This is a genomic window from Psychrobacter sp. ENNN9_III (assembly GCF_001462175.1).
Classification (GTDB): domain Bacteria; phylum Pseudomonadota; class Gammaproteobacteria; order Pseudomonadales; family Moraxellaceae; genus Psychrobacter.
On the sequence record NZ_LNUO01000130.1, the window covers coordinates 1 to 15,512 of the forward strand.

The 15,512-nt window shown below is 43.8% G+C and carries 13 protein-coding genes; 1 reads left to right on the forward strand and 12 read right to left on the reverse strand.

Translation table 11 applies throughout. The annotated features are described in order from the left end of the window. Positions 1-129: 129 nt before the first annotated feature. The 7 genes from PENNN9_RS07975 to PENNN9_RS08005 all read right to left on the reverse strand — a co-directional run bounded on the left by PENNN9_RS07975 (position 130) and on the right by PENNN9_RS08005 (position 8,657). Entirely contained in the window at positions 130-492 is a 363-nt protein-coding gene (locus tag PENNN9_RS07975; RefSeq protein WP_058369181.1) for an ArsR/SmtB family transcription factor, read from the reverse strand. A 241-nt stretch (positions 493-733) separates the two neighbouring features. Next, positions 734-1,459 carry a DUF3726 domain-containing protein gene (locus tag PENNN9_RS07980; protein ID WP_058369170.1) on the reverse strand — a complete coding sequence of 242 codons (726 nt, stop codon included), beginning with the start codon at positions 1,457-1,459 and terminating at the stop codon, positions 734-736. A 3-nt stretch (positions 1,460-1,462) separates the two neighbouring features. After that, positions 1,463-3,229 carry a hypothetical protein gene (locus PENNN9_RS07985; protein ID WP_058369171.1) on the reverse strand — a complete coding sequence of 589 codons (1,767 nt, stop codon included), beginning with the start codon at positions 3,227-3,229 and terminating at the stop codon, positions 1,463-1,465. A gap of 170 nt (positions 3,230-3,399) precedes the next feature. Next, a complete protein-coding gene (locus tag PENNN9_RS07990; RefSeq protein WP_058369172.1) occupies positions 3,400-5,073 on the reverse strand; it encodes a BCCT family transporter in 1,674 nt (557 codons plus the stop codon). A 272-nt stretch (positions 5,074-5,345) separates the two neighbouring features. Further along, entirely contained in the window at positions 5,346-6,335 is a 990-nt protein-coding gene (locus tag PENNN9_RS07995) for a membrane dipeptidase (RefSeq protein WP_058369173.1), read from the reverse strand. A 205-nt stretch (positions 6,336-6,540) separates the two neighbouring features. Then, positions 6,541-8,016, reverse strand: a complete 1,476-nt coding sequence (locus tag PENNN9_RS08000; protein ID WP_058369174.1) for an aldehyde dehydrogenase family protein — start codon at positions 8,014-8,016, stop codon at positions 6,541-6,543. A 251-nt stretch (positions 8,017-8,267) separates the two neighbouring features. Beyond that, entirely contained in the window at positions 8,268-8,657 is a 390-nt protein-coding gene (locus PENNN9_RS08005) for a RidA family protein (RefSeq protein ID WP_058369175.1), read from the reverse strand. Between the two features lie 181 nt (positions 8,658-8,838). On the opposite strand from PENNN9_RS08005, the gene PENNN9_RS08010 reads away from it, so the two are divergent. Continuing rightward, entirely contained in the window at positions 8,839-9,768 is a 930-nt protein-coding gene (locus PENNN9_RS08010; protein WP_058369176.1) for a LysR family transcriptional regulator, read from the forward strand. Between the two features lie 32 nt (positions 9,769-9,800). Here PENNN9_RS08010 and PENNN9_RS08015 read toward each other — a convergent pair whose 3' ends face one another. The 5 genes from PENNN9_RS08015 to PENNN9_RS08035 form a co-directional block, all read right to left on the reverse strand. Beyond that, the gene (locus PENNN9_RS08015; protein WP_058369177.1) at positions 9,801-11,591 is read right to left on the reverse strand and encodes a potassium/proton antiporter; all 1,791 of its coding nucleotides are present in this window, start codon (positions 11,589-11,591) and stop codon (positions 9,801-9,803) included. A 304-nt stretch (positions 11,592-11,895) separates the two neighbouring features. Beyond that, positions 11,896-12,708: a type IVB secretion system protein IcmH/DotU gene (gene icmH, locus PENNN9_RS08020; protein WP_058369178.1), complete on the reverse strand. Its 813-nt coding sequence runs from the start codon at positions 12,706-12,708 to the stop codon at positions 11,896-11,898. A gap of 127 nt (positions 12,709-12,835) precedes the next feature. After that, positions 12,836-14,182 carry a type VI secretion system baseplate subunit TssK gene (gene tssK, locus PENNN9_RS08025; RefSeq protein WP_058369179.1) on the reverse strand — a complete coding sequence of 449 codons (1,347 nt, stop codon included), beginning with the start codon at positions 14,180-14,182 and terminating at the stop codon, positions 12,836-12,838. 9 nt (positions 14,183-14,191) lie between these two features. Next, on the reverse strand, positions 14,192-14,797 hold the full coding sequence (locus tag PENNN9_RS08030; RefSeq protein ID WP_143505746.1) for a hypothetical protein: 606 nt from the start codon (positions 14,795-14,797) through the stop codon (positions 14,192-14,194). Positions 14,798-14,915: 118 nt separating this feature from the next. Beyond that, positions 14,916-15,512 (reverse strand): M15 family metallopeptidase (locus PENNN9_RS08035; protein ID WP_197409090.1); only part of this gene is annotated, 597 nt, incomplete at its 5' end.

The following is a 15,512-nucleotide window of genomic DNA, read 5'->3' on the forward strand; positions in this document are numbered from 1 at the left end:
GCACAGCACGCCAGAAAAATTTATACCAGTTCCACGTTGACATATAACGTATCTGTTTTATTTAGAATCGACTATAGTTATTAAGAAGATGTTTATTAAAGTAGCTAGCTGCTTAGCTTAGCGCTTGCCCTAAAAACTATCTTGTTTATCAGATTTGGCAGCCTCACAGCCACTTAAGCTGTCCATCAGCGAAGCACACAGCTCTGGATGTCCTGCGCAGCAGTCTTGCAACAAAAACTGCACGACCGCCTCCATATGCGACAACGACGCGCGATAGATAATTTGCCGACTTTGGCGTTTTGACACCACCCACCCTGCTCGTGCCAGCACTGATAGATGCGCGGACATGGTGTTATGCGGCACACATAGCTGACGGGCTATTTCACCCGCTGGTAAGCCTTCAGGCTCTTGACTGACCAGTAATTTAAAGGCTTTTAGACGCGTGTCTTGAGAGAGTGCCGCGAAGCTTGCGATAGCAGTTGTTATTTCCATATGTCCAATAATACAGACATATAAAAATAATTCAACAAATAATAAATTAGAAGTGTTGATAATTGATAACTTAGAACTTTTGACAATGCACATCATACAGCAAAAAACCCGCTAAAAACAATTTAGCGGGTTTTTAATGTCAATAAACAAGTTAGGCTATCAACTAAACTGGGCTTACACTACCCAACAAGAGCAACCGAATATATTAAAAAATTATTTAAAGTATAAAGATCAGTCAGATTTACACCCCGCCCGCGCCTTTGCTCGATACTTCGCTATTTTCTACCAATATAGCGGCCGCTGTTTTTTTGAGTATCGCCCACTGCTCATCATCGATATGGATACCCTCTTTCCATGAGCGCTGATGGTTGGCGTACAATTCATCCGTCGATATTTTATGGTCAAAGTGTTCGATTTCTTGTTCGATATCGAAGTTAGCAGTCGCCAGCTCAATGATCATATCATTAGTATTATAATTGTCTTGTGGTTCATTAAAAAAGTACAGATCAGGATAGACAAAGCCTTGGTTCAAGGTAAACAAAGTATGCTTGGGTACCGTGCCATTATCCCATTTCGCCAGACAGGCAATGCCATTATCAGCGAGCTTGACCAGCTCACTATATGCCAGCCAGCGATTGTGGCAGTTCATTATATAAATCTGAAAATGATCCAAATCGCCCATCTTTTCTAGGGCATAGTCCATGATGGCAGGCAAATGACAAATCAAACTGCTGTTATGCAAATCAAAGCGAATGGCGCCCGCTTCTTGATGGACAATATCAATGGGCGCATCTTGTTCAGACAAAATAAAAGGGGTGGCATTATTAAAATGTCGTACACCGTCCAGTCCTGCCATCTCAAGCTCAGCCACCATAGAGGCAATGACATCAGCTTCGCCTACTTCTCGGTGCATCCCAGTAAAGGCTTTATACACCATTGCCACGATTTCATTGTGCGATACAATCATGTCTTAAACCTCCTTAGTAACGGTTGAGTCTTGTGCGGGCAGTTTTTGGGTAGACGAATTTTCTGTAGATGAATCCTTTGTAGACAAGTTAGGTAATAAAGGAAACAGCCATTCATCACTATGTACTTCGCTAAATAAAGGCGCACCTTGGAACAAAGTGATTCGCACCCAGCGATCAGATCTCGGATCGAACTTGGTCGCGCCAAACATAGATAGTTTACAGCGTAGCAGATGCATGGGCGGCGTATGCTTATGTAAGACATTCATCTGAATATCACCCATTTTTTTATGTCCCATGGTCCATACGCGGCGAGCGATAGAGCGATACTTAGGTTTGCTCAACATAAACTCAGATATGAGCTGCTGTGGATCGGCTTGCTGTAATGCCAAGTACAGATTTTTTGCTTGCCGTGCGATGTCTAATGACAGCTCTCGATCATCACCTGGCTCTTGACCGCGTACGCCCATGCGTGGCTCTTCTTTATCCACTGAGCGATACCAAAACCAATAGCGATTATCAGGCTCATCAAAATCAATTGTAATCGCCCATTGATAACGTGACTCTAATACATCAAGCAAATCTTGAATCACCTTACCTTTCGGTAATGATAAGTTTTCATCGGCGTTGACTTTTTCTTGGAACGAATCCACACGCTCAGGGTATAGCTCCATTAAGCAAGAGATAATAACTTCTTGACTCTCAAAACTTAAGAGGTCGTGAGCTTGCAGGAACTCCGCCCATGTTTTGTAACTTTCAATCGTGGTCATAAGCTCACTTTGTAACGCACTCAACTCTGTAACGACAGCTTCGTTTAATGTGGCTTGATGCTCATTGATGGTAACGATTTCGGTAAAATGCTGAATCGCACGCGCAAGCAAGCTGGAAAAATACGCCACCTTTTCTGACTCAATATCACAGACCAAGGTCGCTTGCACCGCTTCTTCACGCGTGGTGAGCCACTGATCAACGATACAAGGGTGATTGATCAGATACGGTGCCATACCCAGACCCGTCGCATTGCCAATACCAAGATAGCGCTTAATCTCTGGATGCAGTGCGACTGCTTTGTTGCCGCCCTTTTTCTTTGCCAAAAAATCAACCCAATCAAGGCTAAATTCGCGTAGCAAGTAAACGGCACACATCTGCGCGCGAAACGACTGATTAAAGTCTTCGCTATGATCTAATGGCTTAAAATCATAAATACCAAATTTGCCATTGCCATAGACTGCCGTGGTACGCAAGATATAGCCAACTTGTGCTAGTACCTCAAGGTCTGGCTGCTGACCATCAGCTAAAGCGCTCACAATATGATCAAAGACGCGTACACTTTTATTCGCTCGCGCCAGTACCATCACCATGTTGGAGTTGCGACCCGCTTCTTGCAGCGGCACATTGGCTTTGAGATTATCGAGCAGCTCCTGACCGATCTCCCCAAACACCAGACCAAAGGTGACGTCCCATTTTTGGGCGATCACTCGATCATTGCGCTCGTCATCTGCCAACTCATTGCAAAACACCACCAAATGATAAGTATGCTCTGGGGTTTGCAGACGGTAGATCACTTGTCCATAACCATTGTCATCTAAGTCCCAAAGATGCGTGCTCAGCGTCCATTTTTCTCTATCAATTTTACGCAGTAATGTGCGCACAAAGCTGATACGCGTCTGGTGCATGGCGCCCAGCCGCTCAGCATTCATGACCACATCAGGACTGCGTAAAGACAGTGTCGCTACGTCAATGCTCTCATTGCTTGCGTGAACCAAATTCATAATGCCACTACCTTACAAAATATGTCAGTCCAGTTAACTGGCTAACCGTTTTAACGAGGTGCTTTTAATCAAAGCCATTTAAAAAACAACCATTTTAATACTTTAAATAAATCACTATCATAATCAACATGTTATACATAACACATCGTTTATGATAATTGACTGATGATTTACTTCTCTTCAATAATCTTTTGTTTAGCGAGCTTCTCCTCGTTAATGCGATGATTAACCGCAACCTTGTTAGGACGGTATAAGTCTTGGTCGTGTGCCATTTTCTGGGCAATCTGTGGTCCATTCCATAGTGACGGCAATAAGACAAAGGACACCGGGACCGCAGTAATCACAATAAATGACTGCAAAGCACTCACACCGCCTGCTCCCAAGGAGATTAAGACAATGGCAGTCACACCCATCATAATGCCCCAAAAGGTACGAATCATAGCGTTTGGCTCACGCTCGCCACTAATGACCACACTGATGGTATAGGTCATCGAATCCCCTGTCGTCACGATAAAAATCGTGGTCAAAATTAAAAACAGTATCGAGGTAATCAAAGGAAATGGTAGCTGCTGCGTGACCGCTAATAGCGCACCTGGCAAATTAAAGCCTTCAAAGGCGGTGCTCACACTGCCAGGATTGGCAATCTCAAACGCCAGTCCCGAGCCGCCAACAATGGTGAACCAAAAGCAGGTGACGAGCGGCGCAATAATACAAACCGTAGTAATCAACTCTCGAATAGTACGGCCACGTGAAATACGAGCAATAAAGATAGCCATCATCGGGCCATAGCCCAAAAACCAACCCCAAAAGAACACCGTCCACCAGCTCAGCCAGCCTTCATCACCACGGTACGTGGCCATTGGGATAAAGTTATCAACCAAACTACCGACACCTTGAATATAGCCATTCACGATAAAGTTGGTCGGCCCAAAGATTAAAATAAACACCATCAGCGCAAAGGCCAGTGTAACGTTAAAACGACTGAGCAATTGCATCCCGCGCGTCAAACCACTAATCGCTGAGATGGTATAAAGCGCAATCGCAAACACAATGATCATCAGCTGCGTGATAAAGGTATCAGGAATACCAAATAGCTCATTGAGTGCATAACTGGTTTGCAATCCCAAAAATCCAATCGGACCGATGGTACCTGCCGCGACTGCAACGATACAACAAGCATCAATAATGGCGCCAGCTTGACCGGTAAGCACGCGCTCACCAAATACGGGATACAGCAAGGTGCGCGGCTTAAGCGGTAAGCCTTTGTCATAGTGCAGATGCATCACTACAATAGCCGTTAAGCTACCGACGATCGACCATGCTAAAAAGCCCCAATGCATAAAAGATTGTGACAGGGCATTGAACGCGCGTTGTTGTAAGTTCTCAGACTCACCATATAAAGGCGGCGCTGTAACATAATGCGCAATAGGCTCAGCGGCTGCCCAAAACACACCCCCGCCAGCAAGTAGCGTACAAAACAAGATGGCCATCCACTTAAAGCTGTCTATCTCTGGCACAGGCAGATTACCCAAAATGACCCGTCCCGTACGACCAGCGCCCACAGCCAAAGCAATCACAAAGGTAGCTAGTAGCAGTATCTGCCAAAAGGGGCCAAATATATTAACCGACCAGGCAAAGCTGGCATTGACGATCTCTGCTAATTGCGCCTCGGCAAAGATAGCCATCAAAACAAAAAGAGTAATAAAACCGCCACTGTACCAAAACGCTGGGTTTTTAAGACCTAAGGTATCGGTCGGCCCCTCTACATGGGTCAAGGTGCCTGCTGTTTGGTTAACGTCTGAGCGTCCTTGCTCATCGCTGTTAAATCCTTTTAAATCGGCCATAGTGTGGCTCCATATGCTAACGTTACATGGTTTAAATCAGGGGTATATAGTCAATCCACTATAAAAATGAAAGAGGTTTATAGTCAATCCACTATAAAAATGAAAGAGGTTTAACGCTATAAAACGAACGTCGTTTTATAGCGCTTTGGAGTGTTAACTTGCAAAGTTCAGATTTAAACAAGCGCTTTGGAGTGTTAACTTGCAAAGTTCAGATTTAAACAATGAACCTCTAAAAAACGAGCCTTTAAAAATTAGCTTTAGAGCCTTACTCTTTAAGCCAAAGGCTTTAAGCCTTGCTCTAAAAAGTCAAACCAGTTTTGCCCGATGATTTTGCCAGCGTCAGTCTCATTAAAGCCATGCGTAAGCAGACCGTTATAGATATTTTCCATACCATCTTTGCCAGCGAACCACGGCAGAGTATCCGGCCAACCTGAGTTGTTGGCATTACCTTCACCATAATCCATTGCTTTTGACCAGCGACCATTACGCATCCACTCGAGCACTGCTTGTGGTTGATTGAGACATAAGTCACTACCAATCGCTAAATGCTCGACACCGTATTTATCAGCACAATTGGCAATCATGGTGCAAAAGTCATCAAGCGTACAATCACTACCATTCGGCAAATGGAACGGATATAAACTAAAGCCCAATAGCCCGCCCGCTTTGGTTAAGGCGCTAATGACCGTATCTGATTTATTACGCAGGGCATCGTGCGCGGTAGTCGGATTGGCATGACTGATACATATCGGACGCGAGGAGACTTCTATCGCCTCAAGCGTAGACTGCTCAGCGCTGTGCGACATATCTATAATCATACCGACTCGATTCATCTCTTCGATAGCTTGCTGACCAAAGCGCGTAACGCCGCTATCGTTCTGCTCATAACAGCCAGTCGCAAGTAAGCTTTGGTTGTTGTAAGTCAGTTGCATAATCAAGAGACCCAAGCGGCGCATAACGCTAATCAGGCCAATTTCATCATCGATGGGTGAGCAGTTTTGCGCCCCAAAAAAGATACCGACCTTACCCTGCTCTTTTGCAGTTTTGATGTCACTGACTGAATAAACAGGTATAATCAAATCACTGTTTTGCTCAAAACGTGCGTGCCACTCAGCAAAGCGGGTCATAGTCTGACGCGCATCTTCATGATAGACCAAGGTAGCATGTACCGCATTGATACCACTATCTTTTAGCATCTTGAAGTAGTCGCGATCCCAATGGCTATACTGTAATCCGTCAATAACGATATGATCTTGATACATATCCATTCCCTTTTTTATGCTTTCTTAATTTTATGAGCTGGCTTCTAGCTTAAGATTTGCGTAGGGTGGGTTAGCGGTAGCGTAACCCACCGATATTTAACAATTTATATTTAAAGTGGCGGGTTACGTTTTGTCGGCACTCTTTGCAAGAGTTTGAAAAACTAACCCACCCTACGCAAAACACGCCTCTACTTTTTATCAAAAACTAGTACGCTTTTTGATAAGCGGTCTTGACGATGGTATAAAACTCTTTGGCATATTGACCTTGCTCACGCGGGCCAAAGCTCGACTCTTTACGGCCACCAAACGGCACATGGTAATCGGTACCAGCAGTCGCTAGATTTACCATGACACAGCCCGCTTGTACTTGCTCTTTAAACATCGCACTATTACGCAGACTTTGGGTGATGATGCCGCCCGTCAGACCAAAGCGCGTATCATTGGTCATCGCAATCGCTTCTTCTAAATTCTTGACACGCAAGACACAAGCCAGCGGGGCAAACACTTCTTCTTGGTTAATATCCCAACTGTTGTCAGTCTCGGTAAACAAGGTTGGCGACATATAGTAGCCATCATGTGGCATCTCTAACCGCTCACCACCGAAGGCTAAATTTGCGCCCGCTTGCTTGGCTTTTTCGATCCAATCCATGTTTGACGCCAGTTGTTTGTCATCGACCACAGGTCCCATAAAGATACCGTCGTCCAGCGCATGACCGACTTTTAGCGTTTTCATTTTGGCAACCACACCTTCGACGAAGGCATCATGGATACTGTCCATAACAATCAAACGCGACGAAGCGGTACATTTTTGTCCTGAACCACCAAACGCGCCAGCAACTGCTGTATCAATAGCAACCTGCAAATCGGCATCATCAGCGATAACCAACGCATTTTTACTGCCCATCTCCAGCTGGCAGCGGATAAAGTTCGGTGCCGTCGCAGCAGCAACTTTGCGACCTGTGGGTACAGAGCCCGTAAAGCTGACCGCATCGATCTCTGTAGAATGGATAAGCGCATCACCGACGCTAGAGCCGCCACCCAATAGCAGGTTAAACGTGCCCTCAGGCAGACCTTGACGATGAATAATGTCAGCCATTGCCACCGCACTGGCAGGCGTTAAATTGGCAGGCTTCCAAATCACACTATTACCAAAAGCTAAAGCGGGGGCGATTTTCCATACCGCAGTAGCCGTTGGGAAGTTCCAAGGCGAGATAATTGCAACCACACCCACCGCTTCACGCGTGACTTCCACTTTGACACCGGGGCGTACTGAGTCAGCAAGGTCGCCCATTTGACGTAAGACTTCAGCGGCATAATAATGAAAGAACTGCCCAGCGCGATAAATCTCACCGCGGCCTTCCGCAAATGGCTTACCTTCTTCACGTGACAACAAAGTACCTAGCTCATCACAACGGGCAATCATCTCATCACCAATCGCTTGCAAGATAGACTGCTTCTTTTCAAGTGGCGTCGCTTCCCATTTAGGCTGTGCTTGGCGCGCAGCGGCGATGGCGTCTTTTACTTGATCCTGACTGGCTTGCGCGAACTCACCAATGGTTTCGCTGGTATCAGATGGGTTAATATTGGCAATGGTAACAGCGCCCGCTTGCCATTCACCATTGATATAAAGTGACTTGGTTGGGTCTTGTTGCAATACTTGTTGGGTGGTTTGGGCTGACATAAGAACATCCTTAGTAAAACGATTAAAAAACCTGGTAAATAAAAAATATGAAATGAAACCTATCTATATAATTGATTTACTTTGAAGAAAATAGTGCTACTGGGATGCTTTCTTTTTAAGTATAGGTTGTGAAGCCTCTGGAGTGCAAAGCGCACAGCAAGCGAGGAAAATTTATACCAGTAGCACGTTTAACAACCGTATTTGTTTTATTTTAAAATAAATATATTTATGAATAGAAATTTATTCAAAACTTAAGGCACAGCAGCATAAACGACCAGCTCTACCAGCATCTCTTCACGAGCAAGCCCTGAGATAACAAGAGCAGCTCTGTTTGGATATGGTGCTTCGAAATATTCAGCATACACTTGATTGACAGTTTTGAGATACTCGCGGTCGGTCACATAGATCAGCACCTGCAATACCGAATCCATGCCAACGCCTGCAGATTCTAAAGTATGTTTTAGGTTGTCTAGCGTTTGCCGAGTTTGCGCCTCAATACCACCTGCGACCACTTCACCATTTTCATCGATAGGAATCTGGGCGGTATACAGCGTGCCATTATTAGTAATCGCCCACTCTAACGGAGATTTGGAAGCGTAAAGTGAGGTCTTAACGGGCTGCTTAGTGGTTTGAGTCGTCATGCGGTGTTCTTCCTTAGATAAATGGCGGCATCAGCTGTTTACTTGATAGCCTGTATTGCTATGTTGCATCCATGCTACCTTTTTAATAATGACAAATCTAACTAATTAAATATTAATATTGATAGATTTAATCTATCATGGTGCTTATGTTATTTATAAATAAATGTGGGCAATAAAGAATATGAAAATACAGCAATTACGGCATTTTTTATTTGTGGTAGAAGAAGGCGGCTTTCGCGCCGCAGCTGAACGCGCCAATCGCACGCAAGCAGCGCTATCAGCGTCCATCAAAGAGCTAGAAAAAACGCTCGGTCAGCGTTTATTTGAAAGTGGTAATAAGGCCACGCTCACCTCTTTTGGCGAGAGCTGTTTACCAAAGATTGAGCAGTTTCTTAATACTTATCAAGCACTAGAAGAAGATCTAAAAGCGGCGGCAGGAGGCGATAAAGGCAAAATAAGAATCGCCAGCGTGCCATCGCTGGTCACCAAGCTATTGCCCAACGTGTTGGTCGAATACTCCAAAAAGTATCCTGATATCGAGATTGTATTGATAGATGATAATGCGGTTGGTGTGGCCAATCGATTATTGGCAGGAGAAGTAGACTTGGCATTAGGCAACTGTACCAGTATGGATCAGGCAGATATCGACTTTACCCCGCTTATATCAGACCCAATTGGCGTGGTATGCTTAAAAAGTAACTTATTAAATCAGTTGAAAAGTCAATCAGAAAAGCCGCAAAAGCGACCACGAAAAAAAGGGCTTAAATGGCAACAATTAGTCGCGCAGCCCTTTATCTATAATGGCACTTGTCGGCTACTTGAAAACACGCCAGCTGAGGTGCTCAATCGCAATGCGCGCTACACGGTCGAAAACATTACTTCTTTATTTTCATTATTGCGCAATGATTTGGGCATCACGACTTTGCCCAAGCTTGCTTTTCCGTCGAACGAGCCAGAGCTTGTGTGGCTTGACTTACTGGAGCCAGCTTTGGATCGGCAAATCGGTATTTTTAAGCTAGCCGATAAAACCATCTCTCCACCTGCACAAGCCTTTTATGAATTATGTATTGCCTATATTCAGGACCATTACCCTTTAACAGGCTTGGCTTAATTTTTTGTGGTCTGACTCATAACTTAATTTTTTTAGACCACCGTGGGCAACTCTTGATGTTTTAAGCCAATGGTTCTCAGCGCTCCTTTGTCATCGACTTCCTTAATAACCAACGACCATTCGTCGTTTATCGAGACGGTATCACCCGATACTGGAGCCGTGTCCAAGCTTTGTTTAACATACTCGGCCACAGTCTGCTGCCACATATCTACTGATGAATCTTCCCCTTTAGACTTAAGTTTGTCTGATAGCGTTTCGGACGCCATAACACCGGTAAAAAACGGTAAATCTCCAAGCTTTACACTGGGTGATAATAACCAATCTCCGTAGAAATCATCGATGGCTTTACGATCTAACGTCGTGTCATTAAAAATCTTAGCAATTTTACTGGCATGGTTGCCCCTCATGGCGTACCAGACGCTATCACCAAATTTTAACTTGGTGTTTTCATCGACAATGACGATTTGTTGTCCGCGCACCAGTGCAAAAATACTAATTTCATCAGGACTTACCCGATTGGAGATACTTTTAGGATGACGACCGATAGCAAACGCTCCTGATTGAACTTCAAACTCGTACAAGGTGATACTTGCTTTGTCCGATACCCAGACTTCATGCTCCTCTTTTGGATCTTTATTGGTCGGAATACGCACCTTAAATAAATTTGCCATCATAGGAATGGTCGTTCCTTGCAAAATCAACGATAAGACCACCACCCCAAACGCTATATCGAACAACATAAAGGCGCCATCTATCCCCGCCATGACTGGCAAAATGGCAAGAGTAATAGGGACAGCACCGCGTAAACCGACCCAAGAGATAAAACCAATCTCCCTGTCTTTAAACTTAAAAGGCTTCACACTGGTATAGACGGCGATGGGACGGGCAACCAAAATCATAAAGGCGGCAATTGCCACTGAATAATGCCAAACGTTGATAACGTTAGACGGTGTGACTAACAGACCTAAAACGACGAAAAGCACCGCTTGTGATAACCATGCAAAGCTATCCATCACTCGCATGACATGCTCAGTTGAGCGCACCTTATGGTTGCCAATTAGCACACCAGTAAGATAGACGGCCAAAAATCCACTACCACCCATCAAATTGGTAGCTGCAAAGACCGATAAGCCAGCAGACAGTATCAAAATTGCATACATACCTTCCGCTAAATGAACCTTAGGTAACAGCCTCGATAGTAAATAACCGAAGAGCAAGCCCATTCCCAAGCCAAAGCTTAACTGCTGTAATAGTAAGCCTAAAAATCCAAATACCGTCTGCCCAGCAGGATCTACATTTAGAGCGATTAGACCTGTAACCAATAAAATAGCCAAAGGGTCATTAGCACCGGACTCTAATTCGAGCGTGGCTTGAACGCGGTCGTTTAGCTTGACCCCGCCATTACGTAATAGAGAAAACACTGCTGCCGCATCGGTCGAGCCAACGATCGCTGCCATTAGCAAACCAAAGCGCCAATCCACATCGAGCAACCAAGTGACGAAGACCCCAAGCACCATGACTGTTGCAAGTACGCCCCAAGTCGCTAGAGTAACCGCAGGCTTTAGACCGACTCGAAATGATTTAAAAGAGGTACGTAACCCACCGTCTAGCAGGATACAAGCTAAAGCAGCCTGCCCGACGAAGTTGGCAATATTATACTGTGAAAACTCAATTCCTAAGATGCCTTGCTCGCCCGCTAACATGCCTACTGCTAAAAACAGCAGTAACAACGGAACGCCTAAGCGCGCCGATAGGGTACTCGCCATGATACTGGCAAAAATCAACAACGCCCCTACTAAGTATAGGATATTTAAGGTATCCATCTTTGTAAGCCCTATTTTTTAATAATTATTATGGTGGTATTGGTTATGGTGATTGAGCAAATTGTAGTTACTAATAGTACTATAATTAACTATAACAGATATGGCTTGATGAAGTTAAAAAGTAACAATGACGACCTATGAACGACAGAGATGAGTGTTATTAATAGCTATATAATACGTCAACTTTCAGGCAATAAATTTATGTAATAAAAAAGCCACCCCACTACACAAATGGAATGGCTTTTTAAACATTAAAATAACTTAAGCATGAACTTTATAGGCTTAATAGCTTGCTTAATACTATTTACGGTAAGAAGATCGAAATATGTGCTTGCTCTTTGTTTTCTTGAATCACATTGTCATAGGCGGAAAGCTGATTGTCAGAGAAGCTATTAGTAAATTGCCACATGGTTGCAAATATGACTGTCAATAATACAGCCATTACCGCAAGAATAACCCATAGCGGTGTTTCGCTAGTGAGAGTATGCTTAATCTGATCAGGAATCGCCCAAAATGGTGAAAATTCGTTTTTATTCCCGCGAAGATGTTCAATTTCATCGCCTAAACGCGAGATGAGATAGCGAATCTTTTCCGGTGCTTCAAGACGGTACTTGCCCTGAAAACCAAGCAGCATTGCATAGTGATAGACTTCTAGTGCAGCTAAACGCTTCTCGCCTTGTTCACGTAAGCCATCTAAGCGCTCAAAAAATTCATTGCCCGCAATTTGTGAACCAAACAAATCCAATTGCAAAGGGTTCATCTCCCATGCGTCTTTTAGCGTTTGAAATTCTGGCTCCTGCGAGGTCATGATGGTTTCATCAATCAGCGCACAGTAAGCGTACTTAGCTTCATGAATATCTTCTGATAAAAAGCCTTTTTTGCGTGCATTTATCTCAAATTTATCTAGGAAGTCGTATATCTTTTGACGAAACTTATGTGGTTCGGTACTAAAGTAGTGGTTGCGTAGTAAGAACACTAAATAAAAGCCGTCATACATGATATCAACCAGCGATTGGCTGCTGATGCGTTTATCAAGACCGATTGCTGAGACCTTTGATGCCACCTCACCTGAATCTAACAATGAGGGCGCAGAACCAATTGAATTATTCCCTGACATGATCGTTCCTAATGCTTAATTTTTGAAAATACTGGTTTTGGAGATATTACTTAACGACAGCAATCAACTAACGTGTATACACAAGTAGCGATTTATAACGCTGCTCGATAGTAGCTTCTAGAATTCACTACTGTACGATAGCCATTAGCTCTATTTTTAAATCATCAAAACCGTTTGGCACATAGATACAGATGGATTCAGACTTTATCATCTCATCATACAGCTCACCTACAGGCTCAATGGTGAAGTAACTAAATCCTGGCCGCACAGGTATCGCACTCGGTACTTGAGTCACATGTGAGATAGGTGAACCGGGCAGCGCTGATAAGACACGCTTCTCTACCGAATCAGGGGTCGCGACCTTAAAGCGGCGTGGTACGATATCGATTAATTCATGCATCGGCAGTGAGGAGCTAATAGACAGATATAGCTGTGAGCTGCGTGTGATTTTGTCGCCGCTCAGCTCCCCTGTATAGTAAGACGATTTGTTTTGACGTAATGGGATTGAGATGAAGTTACTCGCGATCACGGTGTTGAGTAGCTCACGAATGATTGAGATGATGCTATTAAACGACTCATTAGCATTGTCATGATGATAAGAAGGCAAATCGCCTACTTTATATAATGAGCTAAAAGTAGCCAACTGGCTGGCCACATTTAATAGCGCCTCATACAGACGTTCTGGATGCAATTTAGCGTTATTATATAAGTGATTTAGCTGAGAGTATGCGGTATTGAGCGTATGCAATAGCCAAAAAGATGCGATATCTGATGAGCGAAATTCTAGTAAATCATTATTAGACTGGCGATGATGGTCATATAACGAAGTCGATTTGGTATTGATCATGGTCATCAAACGATAGACTTGACCCACGAGCGCAGGGTTACTCTTAATATGCACACTAGGGACGATATAATCTTCATCTACTTGGTAGATGCCTTGGGTTGTGCGCACCAGTTTGGCAACTAACAACGACAGGGTATCTCGACTGGGCGCTTGCGCGGAATGGCTCAATTGCAGGCTTGGTGATAGCTTGATAACATCAATGACTGCTTCAGCTGCCTGACTATATAAATCTTTTGCTTCAATAGCTCCCCTGACATAGCGTGCTGGATTATCATTATGGTCTGCTTGTATGTTACTGCCACCATTATGGACAATCTCTAAACTTAAAAACACAAAGACCTCATCACCATGATCTTGACTATCTAGCGCAACACCTTTGGGTAATGCATCTATACGGGGTGCCTGATATATTGTGCTATCTGGCAATACAGCGTAAATACTTTGAAAGCTTAATAAGTTACTTTCTAAAAGCTGTTTATCTATCTGAACATCGGATACTCCGTAAGCATACGGTTGCATCAGCATCATACTCAGGGCGCGCTGTGAGTTATGATACGTGTCTTGTATTTGAAAATGCTGAGGTCTTAAAAACAGCCCCTCTCCCCATAGTACTCTGTGTTTACTCAAGACAATCTCCTACAAACAGCTGACTAATGGCTGCTGATAATATTTAAGTTTGGTCGAAAATGTAGGCGCAAGCTCTGGGCTGATACCCTCCGCTATACTCACATCACATGCGCCTATATGAAGCGCCAGTGGCTTATCAAAATTGAGACTATTAAGCGGAATGAGAAGCTGTGAGCGTTTTTTGGTGTATCTAAGTCCCACTTTAACCGCCATAAAGCGTGCATCCTGCGGAATATTTAAAGTTAGACTGGTCTCGCGATTAGGGATAACACTGACTTCTTTAGCAGCCAGCTCCTCAACTTCAGTAAACTGGCTTTCTTCTTCCAAAAACGCAATATAAGCGATACTCGCAGTGCCTTGGTTTGTACGTCCAGCATTAGCATTGACCGTCGGTTTAATATTTAATGTGAATTTTTGTCGTCTTAGTTGCTCTTGCAAAGCCTGCTGCTCGGTATTCATGTTTTCAATCTGCTGTTGCTGTTTTTCTAACTGAGCTTTTAAGTTTTGCAGATCGTCATTGTCACTGTTTTTGCCATTACTGATGATGCTTTTTATATTATCAGCAATAGTAGACTCGCCTGCCAGCGCAGAGACATTGTTATTGGATTTGCTCAACTTATCAGTGCTACATCCTGTTAGCGTCCCGCTTAACAAACAACCAGCTGTCATCGATGCTATGGATATTATCTTACATCTGTTCATATTTTCAATTTACCTTGAAATACTATAGTTATTATTGACTGGTCAAAATTTCCGCCATTTCTGGGCGACCAAGTACCCCTTTTTTGCGTAGTTCAACATGCCCAAGATCCATCATTCGCCAGTCTCCTCCCCACACAAGTCCAGCAGATTTTGCCACTTTACCATATAGTTTATAGCCTCGCATCGCCCAAGGATCCTTTTCAGTGATCACAATCTTACCATTTTTAATAAAGGCGCTGTCTCCTGCAAGACCAAACTGATGGTAACTTTTATAGGAGCCCGCCTTGGTCACATGAGTGCCTTTTTTAAGCAATCTTGCCTGCCTTGCAGGGCTACGATAGCCTTCTAAAAGCACCATATCATAGCCATACTGATCGCTCATTACCTTATACACAGTCAACAGCCGTTGAACAAATTCTGAATTCATCTTTTTCCAATTACGGTCAGCATTTTTGATATTGATATGACCATTATGTAGATGCGAAGCCAAAATGTCTCCTGAATAGCCAGTCGTACTATCTTGAGCATTTAGAGTGGACAAATCTGGCTCAGGTAATATGAGCGGCCTTCTGGCTTGAGAAAAATCCGTTTTTTCAGAAGGTTTAAAATGAAAAAAAAAACCCCCCTT